Annotated in this window: 17 protein-coding genes and 1 other RNA gene; 14 read left to right on the top strand and 4 right to left on the bottom strand. The window is 67.4% G+C overall.

What is annotated here, in order from left to right; genetic code table 11:
• Window positions 1–160: 160 nt before the first annotated feature.
• The 3 genes from ACN2C7_RS14910 to ACN2C7_RS14900 are packed head-to-tail and all read left to right on the top strand — an operon-like array spanning window position 161 to window position 2,381.
• A complete protein-coding gene (locus tag ACN2C7_RS14910; RefSeq protein WP_419252038.1) occupies window positions 161–1,054 on the top strand; it encodes a DMT family transporter in 894 nt (297 codons plus the stop codon).
• Window positions 1,051–1,776, top strand: a complete 726-nt coding sequence (locus tag ACN2C7_RS14905) for an N-acetylmuramoyl-L-alanine amidase (protein WP_419317799.1) — start codon at window positions 1,051–1,053, stop codon at window positions 1,774–1,776. Before ACN2C7_RS14910 ends, ACN2C7_RS14905 begins: the two co-directional genes overlap by 4 nt.
• Entirely contained in the window at window positions 1,776–2,381 is a 606-nt protein-coding gene (locus ACN2C7_RS14900; RefSeq protein ID WP_419317797.1) for an FMN-binding negative transcriptional regulator, read from the top strand. Before ACN2C7_RS14905 ends, ACN2C7_RS14900 begins: the two co-directional genes overlap by 1 nt.
• Window positions 2,382–2,406: 25 nt before the next feature.
• Here the strand turns inward: ACN2C7_RS14900 and ACN2C7_RS14895 are convergent, their stop codons facing one another.
• Both ACN2C7_RS14895 and ACN2C7_RS14890 read right to left on the bottom strand, forming a co-directional pair.
• Window positions 2,407–3,327 (bottom strand): alpha/beta fold hydrolase, encoded by a 921-nt coding sequence (locus ACN2C7_RS14895; protein WP_419317795.1) that lies wholly within the window; start codon window positions 3,325–3,327, stop codon window positions 2,407–2,409.
• The gene (locus tag ACN2C7_RS14890) at window positions 3,324–3,749 is read right to left on the bottom strand and encodes a DUF4267 domain-containing protein (RefSeq protein WP_419317794.1); all 426 of its coding nucleotides are present in this window, start codon (window positions 3,747–3,749) and stop codon (window positions 3,324–3,326) included. The genes ACN2C7_RS14895 and ACN2C7_RS14890 overlap by 4 nt, the downstream gene beginning before the upstream one ends.
• A gap of 87 nt (window positions 3,750–3,836) precedes the next feature.
• Between ACN2C7_RS14890 and ACN2C7_RS14885 the strand changes: the two genes are divergently transcribed.
• The 10 genes from ACN2C7_RS14885 (at window position 3,837) to murD (ending at window position 14,528) form a co-directional block, all read left to right on the top strand.
• Entirely contained in the window at window positions 3,837–4,757 is a 921-nt protein-coding gene (locus ACN2C7_RS14885; RefSeq protein ID WP_419317792.1) for a LysR substrate-binding domain-containing protein, read from the top strand.
• A 108-nt stretch (window positions 4,758–4,865) separates the two neighbouring features.
• Window positions 4,866–5,260: RNase P RNA component class A (gene rnpB / locus ACN2C7_RS14880), an RNA gene on the top strand.
• 291 nt (window positions 5,261–5,551) lie between these two features.
• The gene (locus ACN2C7_RS14875) at window positions 5,552–6,016 is read left to right on the top strand and encodes a division/cell wall cluster transcriptional repressor MraZ (RefSeq protein ID WP_419317791.1); all 465 of its coding nucleotides are present in this window, start codon (window positions 5,552–5,554) and stop codon (window positions 6,014–6,016) included.
• Window positions 6,013–6,951: a 16S rRNA (cytosine(1402)-N(4))-methyltransferase RsmH gene (gene rsmH, locus ACN2C7_RS14870; RefSeq protein ID WP_419317789.1), complete on the top strand. Its 939-nt coding sequence runs from the start codon at window positions 6,013–6,015 to the stop codon at window positions 6,949–6,951. Before ACN2C7_RS14875 ends, rsmH begins: the two co-directional genes overlap by 4 nt.
• Window positions 6,948–7,394, top strand: a complete 447-nt coding sequence (ftsL, locus tag ACN2C7_RS14865) for a cell division protein FtsL (protein WP_419317787.1) — start codon at window positions 6,948–6,950, stop codon at window positions 7,392–7,394. Before rsmH ends, ftsL begins: the two co-directional genes overlap by 4 nt.
• Window positions 7,391–9,154: a peptidoglycan D,D-transpeptidase FtsI family protein gene (locus ACN2C7_RS14860; RefSeq protein WP_419317785.1), complete on the top strand. Its 1,764-nt coding sequence runs from the start codon at window positions 7,391–7,393 to the stop codon at window positions 9,152–9,154. The genes ftsL and ACN2C7_RS14860 overlap by 4 nt, the downstream gene beginning before the upstream one ends.
• Entirely contained in the window at window positions 9,151–10,608 is a 1,458-nt protein-coding gene (locus ACN2C7_RS14855; RefSeq protein ID WP_419317783.1) for a UDP-N-acetylmuramoyl-L-alanyl-D-glutamate--2,6-diaminopimelate ligase, read from the top strand. The genes ACN2C7_RS14860 and ACN2C7_RS14855 overlap by 4 nt, the downstream gene beginning before the upstream one ends.
• On the top strand, window positions 10,601–11,989 hold the full coding sequence (locus tag ACN2C7_RS14850; RefSeq protein ID WP_419317781.1) for a UDP-N-acetylmuramoyl-tripeptide--D-alanyl-D-alanine ligase: 1,389 nt from the start codon (window positions 10,601–10,603) through the stop codon (window positions 11,987–11,989). The genes ACN2C7_RS14855 and ACN2C7_RS14850 overlap by 8 nt, the downstream gene beginning before the upstream one ends.
• Complete coding sequence (mraY, locus tag ACN2C7_RS14845) at window positions 11,989–13,101, top strand: phospho-N-acetylmuramoyl-pentapeptide-transferase (RefSeq protein WP_419317779.1); 1,113 nt, start codon at window positions 11,989–11,991, stop codon at window positions 13,099–13,101. Before ACN2C7_RS14850 ends, mraY begins: the two co-directional genes overlap by 1 nt.
• 11 nt (window positions 13,102–13,112) lie before the next feature.
• Complete coding sequence (gene murD, locus ACN2C7_RS14840) at window positions 13,113–14,528, top strand: UDP-N-acetylmuramoyl-L-alanine--D-glutamate ligase (protein WP_419317777.1); 1,416 nt, start codon at window positions 13,113–13,115, stop codon at window positions 14,526–14,528.
• Between the two features lie 38 nt (window positions 14,529–14,566).
• Here the strand turns inward: murD and ACN2C7_RS14835 are convergent, their stop codons facing one another.
• Window positions 14,567–15,061: a hypothetical protein gene (locus tag ACN2C7_RS14835; RefSeq protein ID WP_419317775.1), complete on the bottom strand. Its 495-nt coding sequence runs from the start codon at window positions 15,059–15,061 to the stop codon at window positions 14,567–14,569.
• Window positions 15,062–15,561: 500 nt separating this feature from the next.
• Entirely contained in the window at window positions 15,562–16,173 is a 612-nt protein-coding gene (locus ACN2C7_RS14830) for a peptidylprolyl isomerase (RefSeq protein WP_419317773.1), read from the bottom strand.
• Window positions 16,174–16,325: 152 nt separating this feature from the next.
• Here ACN2C7_RS14830 and ftsW point away from each other — a divergent pair, with 152 nt between their 5' ends.
• Window positions 16,326–17,498 carry a putative lipid II flippase FtsW gene (ftsW, locus tag ACN2C7_RS14825; protein ID WP_419321481.1) on the top strand — a complete coding sequence of 391 codons (1,173 nt, stop codon included), beginning with the start codon at window positions 16,326–16,328 and terminating at the stop codon, window positions 17,496–17,498.
• The last annotated feature ends 1 nt before the right edge of the window (window position 17,499 follow it).

The raw sequence follows: 17,499 nt of genomic DNA, 5'->3' as shown, positions 1-17,499 counted from the left end.
CGTATCCCGCCCCTGATGGATGGCCCGGCTGTTCCGGACGCCTTGATATCTGATCAGTGTTCACCAACAAACGACCGTTTCGACGTAGCGTCAACCACGACGCGTCGAAGCGGCGTCGGTTTTCATTGCGCACGGTCGGCTCTCGCGCGTATTGCGGGGCATGTCCCTGCGCGATTTCGGCGTGCTGGTCCTGATCTGTCTGGTCTGGGCCGGCAACAACATCATCTCCAAGATCGTGGTGTCCCACTGGGGCGTGCCTCCGCTGGCCTATGCCTCGGTGCGCTTCGCCCTGGTGGCGCTGGTCACCCTGCCGTGGCTGCTCCCGGCCCCGCGCCCGGTGTGGCGGCTGATCCTGGTGGCCCTGCTGATGGGCGCGGGCAATTTCGCCCTGCTGTTCATGGGCTTCAAGACCGCCTCGCCGTCGGCCGCCTCGGTGATCATCCAGCTGGGCGTGCCGTTCACGACCATCCTGTCGGTGATCATCCTGGGCGAGCGCATCCGCTGGAAGCGCGGCCTGGGCATCGCCCTGACCCTGGCCGGGGCGGTGGTGGTGATGTGGAGCCCGCATGGGCTGGAGCTGTCGGCCGGCCTGTGGCTGATCGCGGCGGCGGCCTTCACCGGCTCGCTGGGCGCGGTGATGATGAAGCAGATGGAAGGCGTCAAACCCTTGCAGTTCCAGGCCTGGGTCGGCTTCTCCTCGTTCCTGCCCCTGGCCCTGATCAGCGCCGTGACCGAGCCCGGCTCTGTTCCAGCGGCGCTCAACGCCGGCTGGCCGTTCGTGGCGGCGGTGGTGTTCTCGGCCCTGGTGGTCTCGGTCGTGGGGCACACGGCCTATTACGGCCTGATCCAGAAGTATGAGGCCAATCTGATCGCGCCCTTGACCCTGATGACGCCGCTGATGACCATCGCCCTGGGCGTCCTGATCACCCATGATCATTTCGACCTGCGGATGGGTGTCGGCGCGGCCCTGGCTTTGCTAGGCGTTCTGGTCATCGCCCTGCGCAAGAACCAGGTGATGCCCCTGCTGATGTCTATCCGGAACCGCGTCCAATGACCCTGCCGCTGATCGAGGCGCCGTCGCCCAATTTCGACGCCCGCAAGGCGGTGCCTGACTGCGTTATCCTGCACTATACTGGCATGGAAACCGGCGAGGCCGCGATCGAGCGTCTGCGCGATCCGCAAGCCAAGGTCTCGGCCCACTATGTGGTCGAGGAAGACGGCCGCATCTTCCGCCTGGTGGCCGAGGAGCGCCGCGCCTGGCACGCCGGGGCCGCGTTCTGGAAGGGCGTGAAAGACATCAACTCGGCCTCGATCGGCATCGAGATCGTCAATCCGGGCCACGAATTCGGCTATCGCGACTTTCCCGAGGCCCAGATCGCTTCGGTGATCAACCTGCTGGCCGATGTGCGCTCGCGCTGGATGATCTCCGACAGCCGGATCCTCGGCCATTCCGACATCGCCCCGGCCCGCAAGATCGATCCGGGCGAACTGTTCCCCTGGAAGCGCCTGGCCGAAAGCGGTCACGGCCTGTGGATCGAGCCGCCCCCGTCGCCCGGCGCGCCGCTGGGCGAGGGTGAGGAGGGCACGGGCGTCTTCGCCCTGCAGGCCGGCCTGACCCGCCTGGGCTATGACTGCGCCCCGACCGGCAAGTACGACGCCCATACCACCACGATCGTCTCGGCCTTCCAGCGCCACTGGCTGCAGACCCGCTTCGACGGCATCGCCGACGGCGAGACTCGCGCCCGGCTGGTGGGCCTGCTGCGGGCGGGCGACTGATGCATCCAGCCCAGCCGTTCAGAGTCGGCGATCGCGACACCCTGCTCGCCTTTCTGCGCCAGCATCCGTTCGTGACCCTGGCCGCCAGCGTCGGCGGTCGCCCGATGGTCGCCCAGGCGCCGGTCGTGGTGCGCGAGATGCACGACGAGCTGGTCATCGACTTCCACCTGTCGCGCGGCAACATCCTGGCGCCGCATCTGGTGCAGAGTTTTCGCGCCGTGATGCTGGCGACGGGGCCCGACGCTTACATCAGCCCTGACGGGTACGAGAGCGCCGACCAGGTGCCGACCTGGAACTACCTCTCCGTCGAGGCCGAGGGCTCGGTCGCGGTGCTGAACGAAGCCGAGCTGATCGCCCAGCTCGACAGTCTCTCCGAGCAGGAAGAGGCGCGCCTCCTGCCCAAGCCCCTATGGACCCGCCACAAGATGGCGCCGGGCAAGTTCGAGGCTATGTTGCGCGGCATCATCGGCGGGCGGCTGTTCGTCGACCGGCTGGAGGGGACCTTCAAGCTGTCGCAGAACAAGAGCGCGGCGGATCGTCTGGGCGCGGCCAAGGCGCTGGGCAAACATCCGCTGGCGAAGCTGATGCGTGAGGTCGAGCGCTGAGGCGCGGCGCCTAGCTGCCTTGCGTTCAGGGTCTGGCCGGGTTCGCCTCACAGAAGCGCACGATGGCGGCGAAGACGCGCTGCGGATCCTCAAGCTCGGGCGTGTGACCCAGATCGTCAAAGGTCACGCAGGCCGCATCCGGTCGCAGTCGCTGGATGGAATGCGCGTTGCCGGCGGGGTGGGAACGATCGGCCGCGCCCCAGATCGACAGCAGGGGCTGGTGGGCGCGCGGCAGTTCAACGTCGGGGTCCATGTAGCACTGGTAGGCGCTGGCGAGCGACCATTGGGCGCCGTGCTGGAAGGACCGCTCAGCGCACCGGCACAGATCGCCGATCATCTCCTTCTTGCCCACCGAAAGCCCGTACCAGGCCGGCATGCGTTTGGGCGCCATGCGGCGCATCGCGATATGGCCCAGGATCGGCTTGGCCAGGATGCCCTTGGGATCGCGCGCAGCTTTCCAGGCCTTGAACGCCGCGACATCGCCGGCCTGCAACAGGGTCAGACGAGAGACGAGATCGGGATAGCGCGCGGCGATGTCGAGGGCGGCATGGCCGGCGACGCAAGAGAACGCCAGGATGGCGCCTGACCCGGCCACGGCCTTGAGGAAGATCGCCAGGTCGTCATGGGTTTCGCGAAACCCGAAGCGATAGTCTTCTGCAGCGGCCGAGAAGCCCATCGCCGGCAGCTCAAACGCAATCACGCGGAAATGCTGGGCAAAGGTCGCGATCAGGGCGTCATAGACTTCCAGCGTCATTGGCGGATCGACGCTGAAGACGATCGTTTGGCCCTTGCCGGCTTCGCGATAGCGATACTGCACCTTGGGCGACTGGAAGAACCTGACGCCTTCGGAGGCGCGGGCCGGCCAGCCTTCACGATGCCGGCGCATGCGGCCAATGGCGCCCGCCGTATCCAGGCGCGTGGCCAGACGATTGAGCCTCCCGGTCATGGCAGGCGCGCCGCGTTGCGATTGGCGATGAACAGCGCGACGCAGGTCAGGGCCAGATAGCCCTCGATCGCCAGATGGCGCGCCACGATCGAGGACGCGGCGCCGGTCGTGTGGGTCAGCCAGGCATCGCCCAGGGGCAGGATGAGCGCTGCGGTCGCGGTCCAGAACAGGGCGCGTAGATCCCGCCGGACCAGGAAGATCGCCACCAGCGCCGCGACGAAGGCGGTGCGCAGGGCATAGACCTGCACCCAGGCCACAGCGTCTGCGCCACTGACCGGCACGCCATAATAGGTGGCGAAGCCCGTCGGATCGGACAGCGCGCGCGCCACATTCACCGCCTGCAGGAGCGCCAGCGGCACGGACAGCCAAAAGCCGAAAGTCCGCAGGACGGGTCGGCGGGACGGGGATGGTGTCAAGGTCATGATGTCTCCTATGGACGAGGAGACTAGCGGGCCAACCGCGGCCTGGACGCTTGAGTTTCCGCCCATATAGGTGAATGAATTTCACCTATGAAACGCGACGCCCCCAGCTTTGCCGCCCTGAGGATCTTCGCCGTGGCGGCGCAGCGGCAGAGCTTTCGCGATGCGGGTCTGGAACTGGGCCTGACGCCCTCGGCGGTCAGCCACCAGGTGCGGGCCGTGGAAGCCTGGGTCGGCGCGCCGCTGTTTCTGCGCCAGGTCCGGCAGGTTCGGCTGACGCCGCTCGGCGAAACCCTGAGCGCGCGGTTGTCGCAAGCCTTCTTCGACATCGACACCGCGCTTGGCCAGGCCAAGCGGCAGTCCGTCTCGACAGGGCTGCGCATCGCGGCGCTGCCGCTGTTCACCAATGTCTGGCTGGTGCCCCGGCTGGCGCGCTTCGAAGCGCTGCATCCAGACCTTTCCCTGTCGATCGACACCGAGGCGCGGGTGGTGGATCTCGAGAAGGGCGAAGCCGATGTCGCCATCCGCAATGTTGCGGCCGTAACCCCCGGCCTGTTTGGCCACAAGCTGCTGGACCTGCGCGCCACGCCGCTGTGCACGCTTGAGATGGCCGAGACGGTGCAGGCGCCACAGGACCTGGCCCGGGCCACCTTGATCGACCTGAGCGTCGGCCGCGCGGGCTGGCCGGAATGGTTTGCGGGGGTCGGTTGCCCGGGCCTGAAGCCGGCCCGCACCCTGACCTTCGACAATGTTCCCTCCGCGATTGACGCCGCAGCGCAGGGGCGCGGCGTGCTCCTGGGGCTGCTGCCGCTGGTGCTCGATGCGCCGAACGCCAGCCAGCTGGTCGCGCCGCTGAAGCATCCCCCGGTGGATGCGGGGGCCTATTTTGTCGTCTGCCGCAAGGCCGATCGCGCCAGCGCCACCGTCCAGGCCTTCATGCACTGGCTGATCGAGGAGATGCAGGCGGATGTCGCCCGGCTGCGACGACTGGAGCGCGAGCGGCTGCAGTGATGGGGGGCGGCTCAGCAGGTGAGCCTTGGTCCGGCTTTGCCCCCTCGGCCCTGGAAAGCGGATGAAAAGTTGACCTGCGTCCCATCCGCCGTCAAACACCGTCCCGGACCAGACGGTCGGGCGGTCGCGGTCCTCGCAAGAGGGCCGAGGAAAGTCCGGGCTCCACGGTGACAAGGCGGCGGGTAACGCCCGCCGGGAGCGATCCCAGGGATAGCGCCACAGAAAGCAAACCTCCTCCCTTTCGAGGGCGGGAAGGGTGAAAGGGTGGGGTAAGAGCCCACCGCGGACCTGGCGACAGGGACGGCATGGCAAGCCCCGCCTGGAGCAAGACCGAATAGGGACCCCGCGTCGACCTCGCGTCGACTAGGCCGTCACTGGCTGAGTAGGGTTCGGGTAGGTCGCGAGAACCGTCCAGCAATGGGCGGTCCAGAGGAATGATCGTCGCATTCTCGCCTCTCGGGGCAAGGGTGGCACAGAACCCGGCTTACAGACCGTCTGGTCCGTCTCTCCCCGTCTTGATTGTGGCGGGGAGGGGGCAGACGCCCCCCCATCCCCCGTCATCGGACGATTTGACCCTTTGCGGGGCAAGCCTTTGGGCGCCTCCAACACTTAACAGTTCCGTGTATGTTCTGTTGATGGCTTGTGATCACAAGTCACGGGCCCGTGCGACATCTTTGTTTTCGCGGCAAAATGCCCGCTGGTGTCATTGTTTCCCAGTTCATCCCATGTTAACCCAGTTTGGTCGGCGGCGATCGGGTTTCGCCGTCCGACGGGGTCTAAAGGGGTAGGGCGCGGTGTTCCTCTCGACGTTCGAGAAGCAGGTGGACAGTAAGCGGCGCATCGTTGTGCCGCAGGACTTCCGCGCGGCGATCTCGGGCCCCTTTGACGGCGTGGTCTGCTTCCCCTCCATCGAGGCCGATTGCCTGGAAGGTGGCGGAAAAGCCTTGTTTGACCGTTACTTGGGCGTGATCGAGGAGCTGGAGTTCGGCGATCCGGTCCGCACGGCGCTGGAGACCAGCGTGCTGGGCGGCATGGCCAGGCTGTCGTTTGATACAGCTGGTCGCATTACGCTTCCCGATCACCTGTGCGAGATGTTCGGTCTGAGTGATTGGGTGACTGTCGTCGGTATGGGTGAGCGTTTTCAGATCTGGTCGCGCGAGGCCTTCCAGGCCCACCGCGCCGCGCAACGTGAACTGGCCCGCGAAGGTCTTGCGGCCATGCGGGTTCAGCAGCGCACCGCAAGGTTGGGTGGCGCATGACCGAGGCCGCTCCCCACATCTCCGTCCTGCTCAACGAGATCGTTGACGCCCTGGCTCCCAAGCCGGGCGAGACGATCATCGACGGCACTTTCGGCGCGGGCGGCTATACCCGCGCCATCCTGGCCACCGGCGCCAGCGTTGTGGGCTTTGACCGCGACCCGACCGTTCAGCGCTTTGCGCAGGGCCTGCCAGCTGACCGCTTCCGTCTGGTGCAGGACCGCTTCTCGCAGATGGCCGAGCATTTCGAGCCGCAGTCGGTGGATGGCGTGGTGCTGGATATCGGCGTCTCGTCCATGCAGCTGGACGAGGCCGAGCGCGGCTTTTCCTTCATGCGCGACGGTCCGCTGGACATGCGGATGAGCGACACCGGTCCGACGGCCGCCGATCTGGTCAATGACCTGGACCACACCGAGCTGGCCCGCATCCTCTATGTCTATGGCGAGGAGCACGCCTCGCGCCGCATCGCCAGCTTCCTGGTGCGCCGCCGCGAAGAGCGCAAGTTCGAGCGCACCCTGGATCTGGCCCATGTGATCGAGCGCGCCCTGGGCGGCCGCAAGGGCGCCAAGGTGCATCCGGCCACCCGCTCGTTCCAGGGCCTGCGCATCGCGGTCAATGAAGAGCTGGCCGAGCTGGAGGCCGCTCTGGCCGCCGCCGAAGTCATCCTCAAGCCAGGCGGTCGGCTGGCGGTGGTCAGCTTCCATTCGCTGGAAGACCGCATCGTCAAAAACTTCCTGGCCGAGCGGGCCGGGCGCACGCCGGGCGGTTCGCGCCACCTGCCGCAGGCGCCGGCCGGTGCGCCGGCCAGCTTCCAGCTGATCGCCAACAAGGCCATCGCGCCGGGCGAGGCCGAGCTGGCGGTCAATCCGCGCGCCCGCTCGTCCAAGCTGCGCGCCGCCATCCGCACGACCGCTCCGATCTGGGTGGATCTGTCGTGAGTGTCTCGGGTCTGTTCAATCGTCGGGTTCGCGGCTTTCGCATTGTCGAAGTCGTGGGTCTGGGCGTTTTGCTGACCCTGGTCACCGGCGTCTATCTGGCCAAGACGGTCGCCGGCCGCGAGCGCAACGAGATCGCCCGCATCGAGCGCGAGATCGAGGACGAGCAGGCTCGCAAGCGCCTGCTTGAGGCCGAGGTCGCCCATCTGGAGCAGCCCCGCCGCATCGAGGCCCTGGCCCTGGCCATGGGTCTGCAGTCCGTTGCGGCCTCCCACGAGACGACCGAGGACGCCCTGATCGACGTGGCCCGCAACCGCGCGCCGCCCGCGCCCGTCGAGCTTAACGCCGAGACGGTGGCGCCCGACGCCCTGGCCGCCGACGCGCCCGAGCCGGGGCCGGACGACGCGCCGACTTCGTCCGTTCCGCAGGGGGAGGGGCCACGATGAGCCTCTCCAACCTGGGTCCGTCCGGCTTTCAGCCCGGCGCCTGGCGCTGGTTGATCGAGCGCGTCTGGCGCCTGGAACACGCCTTCGAGCGCTCGCGCGCCGCCGCCAAGCCCGAAGACGACACCCGCATCCGCATCTTCTTCGTGATGGCCTTCTTCGGCCTGTGCTTCGTGGGCCTGGCCCTGGGGGCAAGCGTTTCGGCCCTGTTCTCCAACGCCGGCAAGGGCGCGGGCTATCTGGCCTCGACCGAGGGCGCGCGGGGCGATCTGGTGGACCGCGATGGCCGCCTGCTGGCCGTCGACCTGACCCACTACGCCCTGTACGTCGATCCCAAGGAAGTCTGGGACAAGCCCGAAGCGCGTCGCGCGCTCGGCAAGGCCCTGCCCGAAGTGCCCGCCAAGCGCCTGGACAAGGTCGTGTTCGGCGACCGTCGCACCTTCCTGCTGGGCGGCCTGACGCCTGAGCAGAAGGACGCCATCTTCAACCTTGGTCTGCCGGGCATCTCGTTCGAGGAGCAGGGTCGCCGCGTCTATCCGCTAGGCGCCACCGCCGCTCATCTGGTCGGTTTCGTCGACAGCGGCGGCAAGGGTCTGGCTGGGGCCGAGCGGGCTCTGGACAAGCCGATCCGGCAGGCGGCCGGCGGCGGTGGTCCCACCGTGCTGTCGATCGACATCCGCGTGCAGGCCGCCCTGGAAGACGAGCTGCGCAAGGCTGCGCTGGAGTTCCAGCCGCGCGGCGCGGTGGGCCTGGTGACCAATGTCCACACCGGCGAAATCCTGGGCATGGCCAGCTATCCCGACTTCGATCCCAACAAGGCCGGGACCGCCACCGACGACCAGAAGCTCAACCGGGCGGCCGGCGCGGTGTATGAAATGGGCTCGACCTTCAAGGCCTTTACCGTGGCCATCGGCCTGGACACCGGCGTCGCCACCCCGACCTCGACCTTCGACGCTCGCGAGCCCTACAAGCTGGGCTATCGGACGATCCACGACTACCACGCCGCCAAGGCGATCCTGACCCTGGTCGAGGTGTTCAAGCACTCGTCCAACATCGGCACCGCCAAGCTGGCGGTCGGCGTCGGGGCCCAGCGGCTGAGCCAGTATTTCGCCAATCTGGGCCTGACCAAGCCGGCCAAGGTCGAGCTGCTGGAATCGGCCCGCCCCCTGACCCCGCGCAAGTGGGACGAGGACGCAGTCGCCTCCACTTCGTTCGGTCACGGCATGAACATCACGCCCCTGGCCCTGGCCGAGGCCATGGGCCCTCTGCTGAACGGCGGCGCCCGTCCGCCCCTGACCATCCGCAAGCTGGCCCAGGGCGTGCGGCCCGAAGGTCCGCGCGTGCTGACCGAGGAAACCTCGCAACAGATGCTGCGGATCATGCGGGCCAATGTCATTCCCGGCGAAGGCGGCAGTGGCGGCAAGGCCGACGTGGCCGGCCTGTCGGTGGGCGGCAAGACCGGCACCGGCGAGAAGTACGACCCCGCCCTCAAGGCCTATAACCACCAGCGTCAGGTCTCGTCCTTCGCGGCGGTGTTCCCCACCGACGGCCCGCTGGAGGCCGACCGCTATTTCGTGCTGATCCTGCTGGACGAACCCAAGGGCAACGCCCGCACCTTCGGTTTCTCGACCGGCGGCTGGGTGGCGGCGCCGGCCGCTGGCAAGGTGATCGAGCGCATCGCCCCGTTCCTGGGCGTGCATCGCAAGCCGCAGATCATGACCGTCTCCAACTCGCAAAACACCAGCCCCGGAACCGGCCTGTGACCAAGACGCTTTCCGACCTTCTCCAGCGCGACCTGCCAGACAACCCGGTGATCACCGGGGTGACGGCCGACAGCCGCAAGGTCGGGCCCGGAACCCTGTTCGCCGCCCTGCCGGGCACGAAAGTCGATGGCGCCAGCTTCGCCCCCGGGGCCATCGCCGCCGGCGCGGCCGCCGTGCTGGGTCCGGTCGGCATGGAGACTTTTTCGGTCCCGACCGTGAAGGTCGAGGATCCGCGCCGCGCCTACGCCCTGGCCTCGGCCGCCTTCTGGGGCGTCCAGCCGGCGATCTGCATCGCCATCACCGGCACCAACGGCAAGACCTCGGTCGCCGGCTTCTGTCGCCAGATCTTCGCGCGACTCGGCCACAAGGCCGCCAGCATGGGAACCCTGGGCGTCGTGGTCAGTGGGCCCGGCGCTGCGGACCAGCAACTGACCCCTCCCGGCCTCACCACCCCCGACGCGGCCGATGTGGCCGAGATGATGGCGCGTCTGGCGCGCGAGGGCGTCACTCACCTGGCGGTCGAGGCCTCGTCGCATGGCGTCGATCAACGTCGCCTGGACGGGGTGAGCCTGAAGGCCGCCGGCTTCACCAACTTCACCCAGGATCACCTCGACTATCACGGCTCGATGGAGAGCTATCGCGACGCCAAGCTGCGCCTGTTCGACGCCCTGCTGCCCATGGGCGCGACGGCGGTGCTGAACAGCGACAGCGACGCGTTTCCAGTTTTCGCCGCCACGGCGGTGACCTCGGGCCAGAGCGTGTTCTCCGTCGGCGACGAAGGGCAGGGGCTAAAGCTGGTCTCGCGCGCCCTGACGCCGCACGGCCAGACCCTGACGGTCGAGGCGGCCGGCCAGACCTACACCGTCGAGCTGCCGCTGGCCGGGGCCTTCCAGGCCAGCAACGTGCTGGTCGCGGCCGGGCTTTGCATCGCCACCGGCGAGAACACCGCCGCCGTGCTGAAAGCGCTGGAGAGCCTGGAAGGCGCGGCCGGACGTCTGCAGCGCGTGGGTCGCGGCGCCCGGGGCGGCGAGGCCTATGTCGACTATGCCCACACGCCCGATGGTCTGGAGACCGTCCTGCAGGCCCTGCGTCCCCACACGGCCGGCAAGCTGATCGTGGTGTTCGGCGCGGGCGGTGATCGTGACCGGGGCAAGCGACCGCTGATGGGCGAGATCGCCGCGCGGCTGGCCGACGTGGCCATCGTCACCGACGACAATCCGCGCTCGGAAGAGCCCGCCTCGATCCGCGCCGCCATCCTGGCTGCCGCGCCCGGCGCCACCGAGATCGGCGACCGCCGCGCCGCCATCCGCGCCGCCGCCGCCCAGATGGTCGAGGGCGACGTGCTGGTGGTGGCCGGCAAGGGTCACGAGCAGGGCCAGCTGGTGGCCGGCGTCAATCACCCGTTCGACGATGTGACCGAGACCCTCGCCGCGCTGGAGATGGCTGATGTCTGAGCCCCTCTGGACAGCGCAGGAGATCGCCGCCGCGACCGGCGGCAAGGTCACGCAGGACTTCGCCGCGACCGGCGTCTCGATCGACAGCCGCAGCATCGAGCCCGGCGACCTGTTCGTGGCCCTGACCGGCGCGCGCGATGGCCATGAGTTCGTCGTTCAGACCAATGACAAGGGCGCGGCCGGCGCGCTCGTCTCCAAGCCCGTGCCGGTGCCGGCGGTGCTGGTCGAGGACACCTTCCGGGGCCTGGAGCGTCTGGGCGAGGCGGCCCGGATGCGCGCCCCCCAGACCCGTCGCGGCGCGATCACCGGCTCGGTCGGCAAGACTAGCGTCACCCGCGCCGTCGAGGCCGGCCTGCGCCTGGCCGGCAAGGCCCATGCGTCGGTCAAGTCTTACAACAACCATATCGGCGTTCCCCTGACCCTGGCCCGCATGCCGCGCGACACTGAACGCGCCGTGTTCGAGGTCGGCATGAACCACGCCGACGAGATCGTGCCGCTGTCGCGGATGATCCGTCCGCACGCCGTGGCCATCACCACCGTCGGCCCCGTGCACCTGGAAAACTTCGCCGACGGCGAGGCGGGCGTTGCCCGCGCCAAGGCCGAGATCTTCGCCGGCCTGGAGCCCGAGGGCGTGGCCGTGCTGAACGCCGACAACCCCTGGTTCGACCTGCTGAAGGCCGAGGCCGAGAAGGCCGGCGCGGCGGTGTGGAGCTTCGGCTCGGGCGAGGGCGTCACCGCCCGGCTGCTCGCATTCGAGGTCATTGACGACGGCGCCCTGGTCACCGTCGACCTGCGCGGCGAGCTGATCAAGTTCCCGCTTCTGCAGACCGGCGTCCACTGGGGCCCCAACAGCCTGTGCGTGCTGCTGATGCTGGAAGCCCTGGGCGTGGATCGCGACACCGCTCTGCGGGCCCTGGCGACCTTCGAGCCGATCGAGGGACGCGGCGCCGAGACGATCGTCAAGATCGACGGCGGCTCCTTCACTCTGGTCGACGAGAGCTACAACGCCAATCCGGTCTCGATGCAGGCGGCCCTGACGACGCTGGGCGCGCGCAAGGTTGCGGGCCGGCGGATCGCCGTGCTGACCGACATGCTCGAACTGGGCGAGGGCAGCGCCCGGTTTCACGCCGAGCTTGCAGGCCCGCTGGATGCCGCGAACGTCGATCTTGTCTTTCTGGCAGGCGTCCACATGAAATCACTCTGGGAGGCGCTTCCGCCGACTCGGCGGGGCGGCTACGCGGAGGTTACCGAAAAGTTAACGGCGGAACTGACGGCCGCGATCCGGCCGGGCGACGTGGTGATGGTTAAGGGGTCGAATGGCTCCAGGGCGGGCCTTCTGGCCAAGGCTCTGGCGGCGCTTGATCTTGGGGGACGGGGCTGATGCTGTATTTTCTGTATGAATGGCTGGCGCGCTCCCAGGAGCACGTGCCGCTGCTGAACCTGCTGAAGTACCTGACCTTCAGGACCGGCATGGCCATGCTGACCGCCTATATCGTCGCCGTCGCCATGGGCTCGCGCTTCATCCGCTGGATGAAGGCCCGCCAGGGCAAGGGCCAGCCGATCCGCACCGACGGCATCGCCCGCCACATCACCGAAAAGGCCGGCACGCCCACCATGGGCGGCTTCATGATCCTGGCCGGCCTGTTCGTGGGCGCCATCCTGTGGGCCGACCTACGCAACGTCCATGTCTGGGTGGTGCTGCTGATCACCGGCAGCTACGGCGTGCTGGGCTTCATGGACGACTACGCCAAGGTCACCAAGCAGACCACGGCCGGCCTCTCCAGCGGCCAGAAGCTGGTCGCCCAGTTCGTCGTGGCCATCGCCGCCACCGTGCTGCTGATCCTGTTCGCGCCCAAGGAAGACATGGCGCCGGGCATGGAAACCAGCCTGGTCTTCCCGTTCTTCAAGACGCTGGTGATCAACCTCGGCTGGTTCTACGTAGCCTTCGCCGCCGTCACCATCGCCGGCTTTTCCAACGCCGTGAACCTGACCGACGGGCTGGACGGCCTGGCCATCGTGCCGGTGATGATCGCCGCGGCGACCTTCGGCCTGATCACCTATCTGGTCGGCAACTACAAGTTCGCCGACTATCTGAACCTGCACTTCGCGCCCGGCGTCGGCGAGCTGGCGGTGCTGTGCGGCGCGATCATCGGCGGAGGCATGGGCTTCCTCTGGTACAACGCGCCCCCCGCCAAGATCTTCATGGGCGACACCGGCTCGCTGGCCCTCGGCGGCGCCCTGGGCGCGATCGCCGTGTGCTCCAAGCATGAGCTGGTGCTGGGCATTGTCGGTGGTTTGTTCGTGGCCGAGGCGCTCAGCGTCATCATCCAGGTCGGCTACTTCAAGAAGACCGGCAAGCGGGTCTTCCTGATGGCCCCGATCCACCACCATTTCGAGAAGCTGGGCTGGCCGGAATCCACCGTCGTGATCCGCTTCTGGATCGTGGCGATGATGCTGTCCTTCGTCGGCCTCGCCACCCTGAAGCTGAGATAGGGAGCCAGATCATGATCCCCGTCCGTGGTTTCGAGGGCAAGACCGTCGCGGTGTTCGGCCTGGGCCGCACCGGCCTGACGGCCGCACGCGCCCTCGTGGCCGGCGGGGCCAATGTGGCGGTGTGGGACGAAAACCCCGCCAGCCAGGACGCCGCCATGGCCGAGGGCTTCAAGGTCGTCGACCTGCGCTCGGCCGACTGGAGCCTGTTCTCGGCCCTGATGCTGTCGCCTGGCGTGCCCCTGACCCATCCCCAGCCGCACTGGACGGTGAAGATGGCCCGCGACGCCGGGGTCGAGATCCTGGGCGACATCGAGCTGTTCGCCCGCACGGTCAACGCCGCCCCGCCGCACAAGCGGCCCAAGATCATCGCCATCACGGGCACCAACGGCAAATCCACCACTACGGCGCTGATCGGCCACCTGTGCGCCAGCGCCGGCCGCGACACCCGCGTCGGCGGCAATATCGGGACCGGCGTTCTGGGCCTGGAAGACATGCACGGCGGCGCCGTCTATGTGCTGGAACTGTCGTCCTACCAGTTGGACCTGACCAGCAGCCTCAAGGCCGACGCCACGGTGCTGCTCAACATCTCGCCCGACCACCTGGACCGTCACGGCGGCATGGACGGCTATATCGCCGCCAAGCGCCGGATCTTCCTCAACCAGGGCAAGGGCGACACCGCCATCATCGGGGTCGATGACCCCTGGTGCCAGCAGATCTGCACCGAGATCACCGCCGCCAACCGCCGCACCATCTGGCCGATCAGCGCCGGCAAGGCCATGGGCCGGGGCGTCTACGCCCTGCAGGGCGTGCTGTACGACGCCACCGGCGATCGCGTCACCGAGATGGCCGACCTGCTGCGCGCCCGCAGCCTGCCGGGGCGCCACAACTGGCAGAACGCCTGCGCCGCCTATGCGGCCGCCACCGCCATCGGCATCCCCGCCCATGACGTGGTCGAGGGCCTGCTGACCTTCCCGGGCCTGGCTCACCGGATGGAGACCGTCGGCAAGATCGGCCGCGTGCGCTTCGTCAACGACAGCAAGGCCACCAACGCCGACGCCGCCCGCCAGGCGATGAGCAGCTATCCCAAGTTCTACTGGATCGCCGGCGGCGTGCCCAAGGCCGGCGGCATCAGTGAGCTGACCGACCTCTTCCCGCGCGTGGCCAAGGCCTATCTGATCGGCGACGCGGCCGAAGACTTCGCCGCCACGCTGGAGGGCAAGGCCCCGGTGCGGCTGTGCGGAAGCATCGAGGTGGCCACGGCGGCGGCGTTCTCGGACGCCATGGACAGCGGCGAGGACGCCATCGTGCTGCTGTCGCCGGCCTGCGCCTCGTTCGACCAGTTCGCGGACTTCGAAGCCCGCGGCGAGGCGTTCCGGGCGGCGGTCGAGGGGCTGGGGAAGATCGGGGTTAAGGCGGCGCGGGGGTAGGGGTGGGGCGTTCGCCTGTATTTTGCAGATTTAGTTAGCTAGCGCCTCAAATCTTTCAAAATGTGATTTTGAGCTTCTTTGAGTAAATCCAGCATCTCACCAGCGGCTTTAACAGCTTCGGTGGGTGGTTCTTGCCCTTGCTCTAAGGTAAAAAACTTTTCTCTAGCTGCTATGGATCGGGCTGACTCTATCCCCTGGCGCACGGTATCGCTGATGGCGATGGTGTGCTGCTCCAAAAAATCTTCAAGAATTTTTTCATAGAGGCCGAAATCTTCGGCTGCGTCAGAGCACGCATCGTCCCAATCCATGTCCGGCATTCTGTACCGTGGCCAAACTGCGCGCCACATGCTCATAAATGCTTGCGCAGCTTCGACCTCACGCTGGAATATGAGCTCTTCTCGTTTGAGTTTTAGCTTGTGAGTCTCGGTTTCCTTGGAAAGCTGTGACTTGTGACTCTCCAAAGCTTGGTCGAGTTCACTTTTGTGCGCCTGAAGCAGACGTTGCGATGCGTGGTCAGAAACGAACTTTGCCACGGCTGCAGAGACCACTCCGACGCCACCAAGGGCGCCCAATGTGGCCAAGCCGCCCGTAACTATATCACTCCACGTTGCCATTAATCCTCGCTTGTAGGTCCACTGTGACACTGTCGATCCGCCCACGCGGGTGCAGCCCGTCCTGAAACCTTTGGTAGCATTGGAGCTCTGGCTGCCGGCCTCGTCAAGGACGACGCTCTCGCGTCGCCGCGAGGCGGCGGCCCCGCAGGGGCCGTCCTTGACGAGGCCGTCAGCCAGAGCAAGCTCGCCTCCAAGGATTTCAGGGCGCGGCCTGGCCGCTTTGGCCTGCCTTGCGAAGCTCAACCCTATCAACCGTCATTCCCGCCCTTGTGGCGGGAACCCCTGGTTCAGCCGCACGTGAAGCGCCGGCGAAGTGCGCGCGCACTTCGCCCCTTCCGCACCTGCGGCGGATAGAGAGGTTCCCGCCACAAGGGCGGGAATGACGGGAGAGGAGGGGGCAGAGTGGGGCTTCGCGCCCTCTAAACCCGCTTCACCCCCACAATCCCCACCGGCGGATTGATCATCTGCCCCTTCATGCTGGGGTTCTGCGGCACCCCATCCGTCTTCGAGGCCAGGATCTTGCGCACCACGTCCATGCCCTTGACCACCGTGCCGAAGGCCGCGAAGCCCTGGTTGTCACCGGCCGCGCCGGGCTTGGCGTCGAGATAGGCCATCGGGCTGGCGCAGATGAAGAAGTCGGCCGTGGCGCTGCCCGGCTCGTTGCGGGCCATCGAGATGGTCCCGGCCTTGTGCCTGATCCCCGTCAGTCTGGTGCTCTCATGAGCGATGGGCGCGAAGCGGCGGGTGCGGATCGAGGGGCCGGCCTGGATCGAGCCGTTGGTCGGCGCGCCCCGGGCCCGTGAGGCGCGATAGAAGCTGCCGCCGTCGAACTTCTTCTTGTCGACATAGCGCAGGAAGTTGGCGGCCGTGATCGGCGCCTTCTTGTCTTCCAGTTCCACCACAATCACGCCCAGCGCGGTCTCGATCGCCACCCGGGGCTTGGCGCCCTGGGCGTGCGCCGACAGCGGGCTTACCAGCAACAGTCCGGCCCCAACCAGCAGGCTTCGGCGGGCGATCCAGGCGTCTTTCATCGTCATCCTCGGGCGGCAAACAGCGGTCTCACCCTTAGCGCGCCGCCGCCGGCCCATCCACAGGCGAAAAGTCCGTCGCCTTTCGCCGCATATCCCCCGCCGACAAGCGTGGCAGCAATGTTCGATTAACCTTGCGCGCCGACTCTCCGGCCATGGCCACCCAGACCACCCACGCCTTCGCCAGAACCGACCGCACGGCGATCGGCATCTGGTGGTGGACGACCGATCGCTGGCTGCTGGGCGCCACGGCGATACTGGTCACCCTGGGCGTGCTGCTGTCGTTCGCCTCCAGCCCGGCGGCGGCCCAGCGGATCGGCATCGACGACCAGTTCCATTTCGCCCTGCGCATGTGCGTCTTCGCCAGCCTCTCGGCGGTGATCCTGTTGGGGACCTCGATGCTGTCGCCCAAGGGCGTGCGGCGCACGGCCTTCTTCGTCTATGTGGCGGCCATCGCGGTGATGATCGCCCTGCCGTTCATCGGCCACAACGCCAAGGGCGCCACCCGCTGGGTGCAGTTCGCCGGCTTCACCCTGCAGCCGTCCGAGTTCATGAAGCCGGCCCTGATCGTGCTGGTCTCGTGGATGTTCGCCGAGGGCCAGAAGGGCGAGGGGGTGCCGGGCGTCTCGATCGCCTTCCTGCTGTACGCCATCGCCGTGGGCCTGCTGCTGATCCAGCCCGATGTGGGCCAGACCGTGCTGATCACCGTGGCCTTCGGGGCCGCCTTCTGGATGGCCGGGGTGCCGATCAGCTGGATCATGGGCCTGGGCGGGGTCGCGGTGGCGGGACTGTTCTCGACCTATTTCCTGTTCGACCACGTGCACGCCCGGGTGCAGAAGTTTCTCAGTCCCGACCAGGCCGACACCCACCAGATCACCCGCGCCGCCGAGGCCATCCACGCCGGCGGCCTGTTCGGGCGCGGCCCGGGCGAGGGGGTCATGAAGCGCCACGTGCCCGACCTGCACACCGACTTCATCTATTCGGTCGCCGCCGAGGAATATGGCCTGGTGTTCTCGCTGTCGCTGATCGGCCTGTTCGCCTTCGTGGTGGTGCGCGGCATGATGAAGGCCATGAAGCTGAACGACACCTTCGAGCAGGTCGCCGCCGCCGGTTTGTTCGTGCTGGTGGGCCAGCAGGCGATGATCAATATCGCGGTGAACTTGAACATGATCCCGACCAAGGGCATGACGCTTCCGTTCATCAGCTACGGGGGATCGTCGATGCTGGCTATGGGACTGACTTTGGGCCTGGCCCTGGCCCTGCTGCGCAAGCGCCCCGGCGCCTATGGCCCCTCCGGCGAGTTTACCCAGGGCGGCGCGTTCAACTGAC

Origin of the sequence: Caulobacter sp. ErkDOM-E (assembly GCF_048541895.1) — a bacterium.
Taxonomy (GTDB): Bacteria; Pseudomonadota; Alphaproteobacteria; order Caulobacterales; family Caulobacteraceae; genus Caulobacter.
The sequence above is the reverse complement of the archived record's forward strand: the minus strand, read 5'-3'. Positions and strand labels throughout refer to the sequence as shown.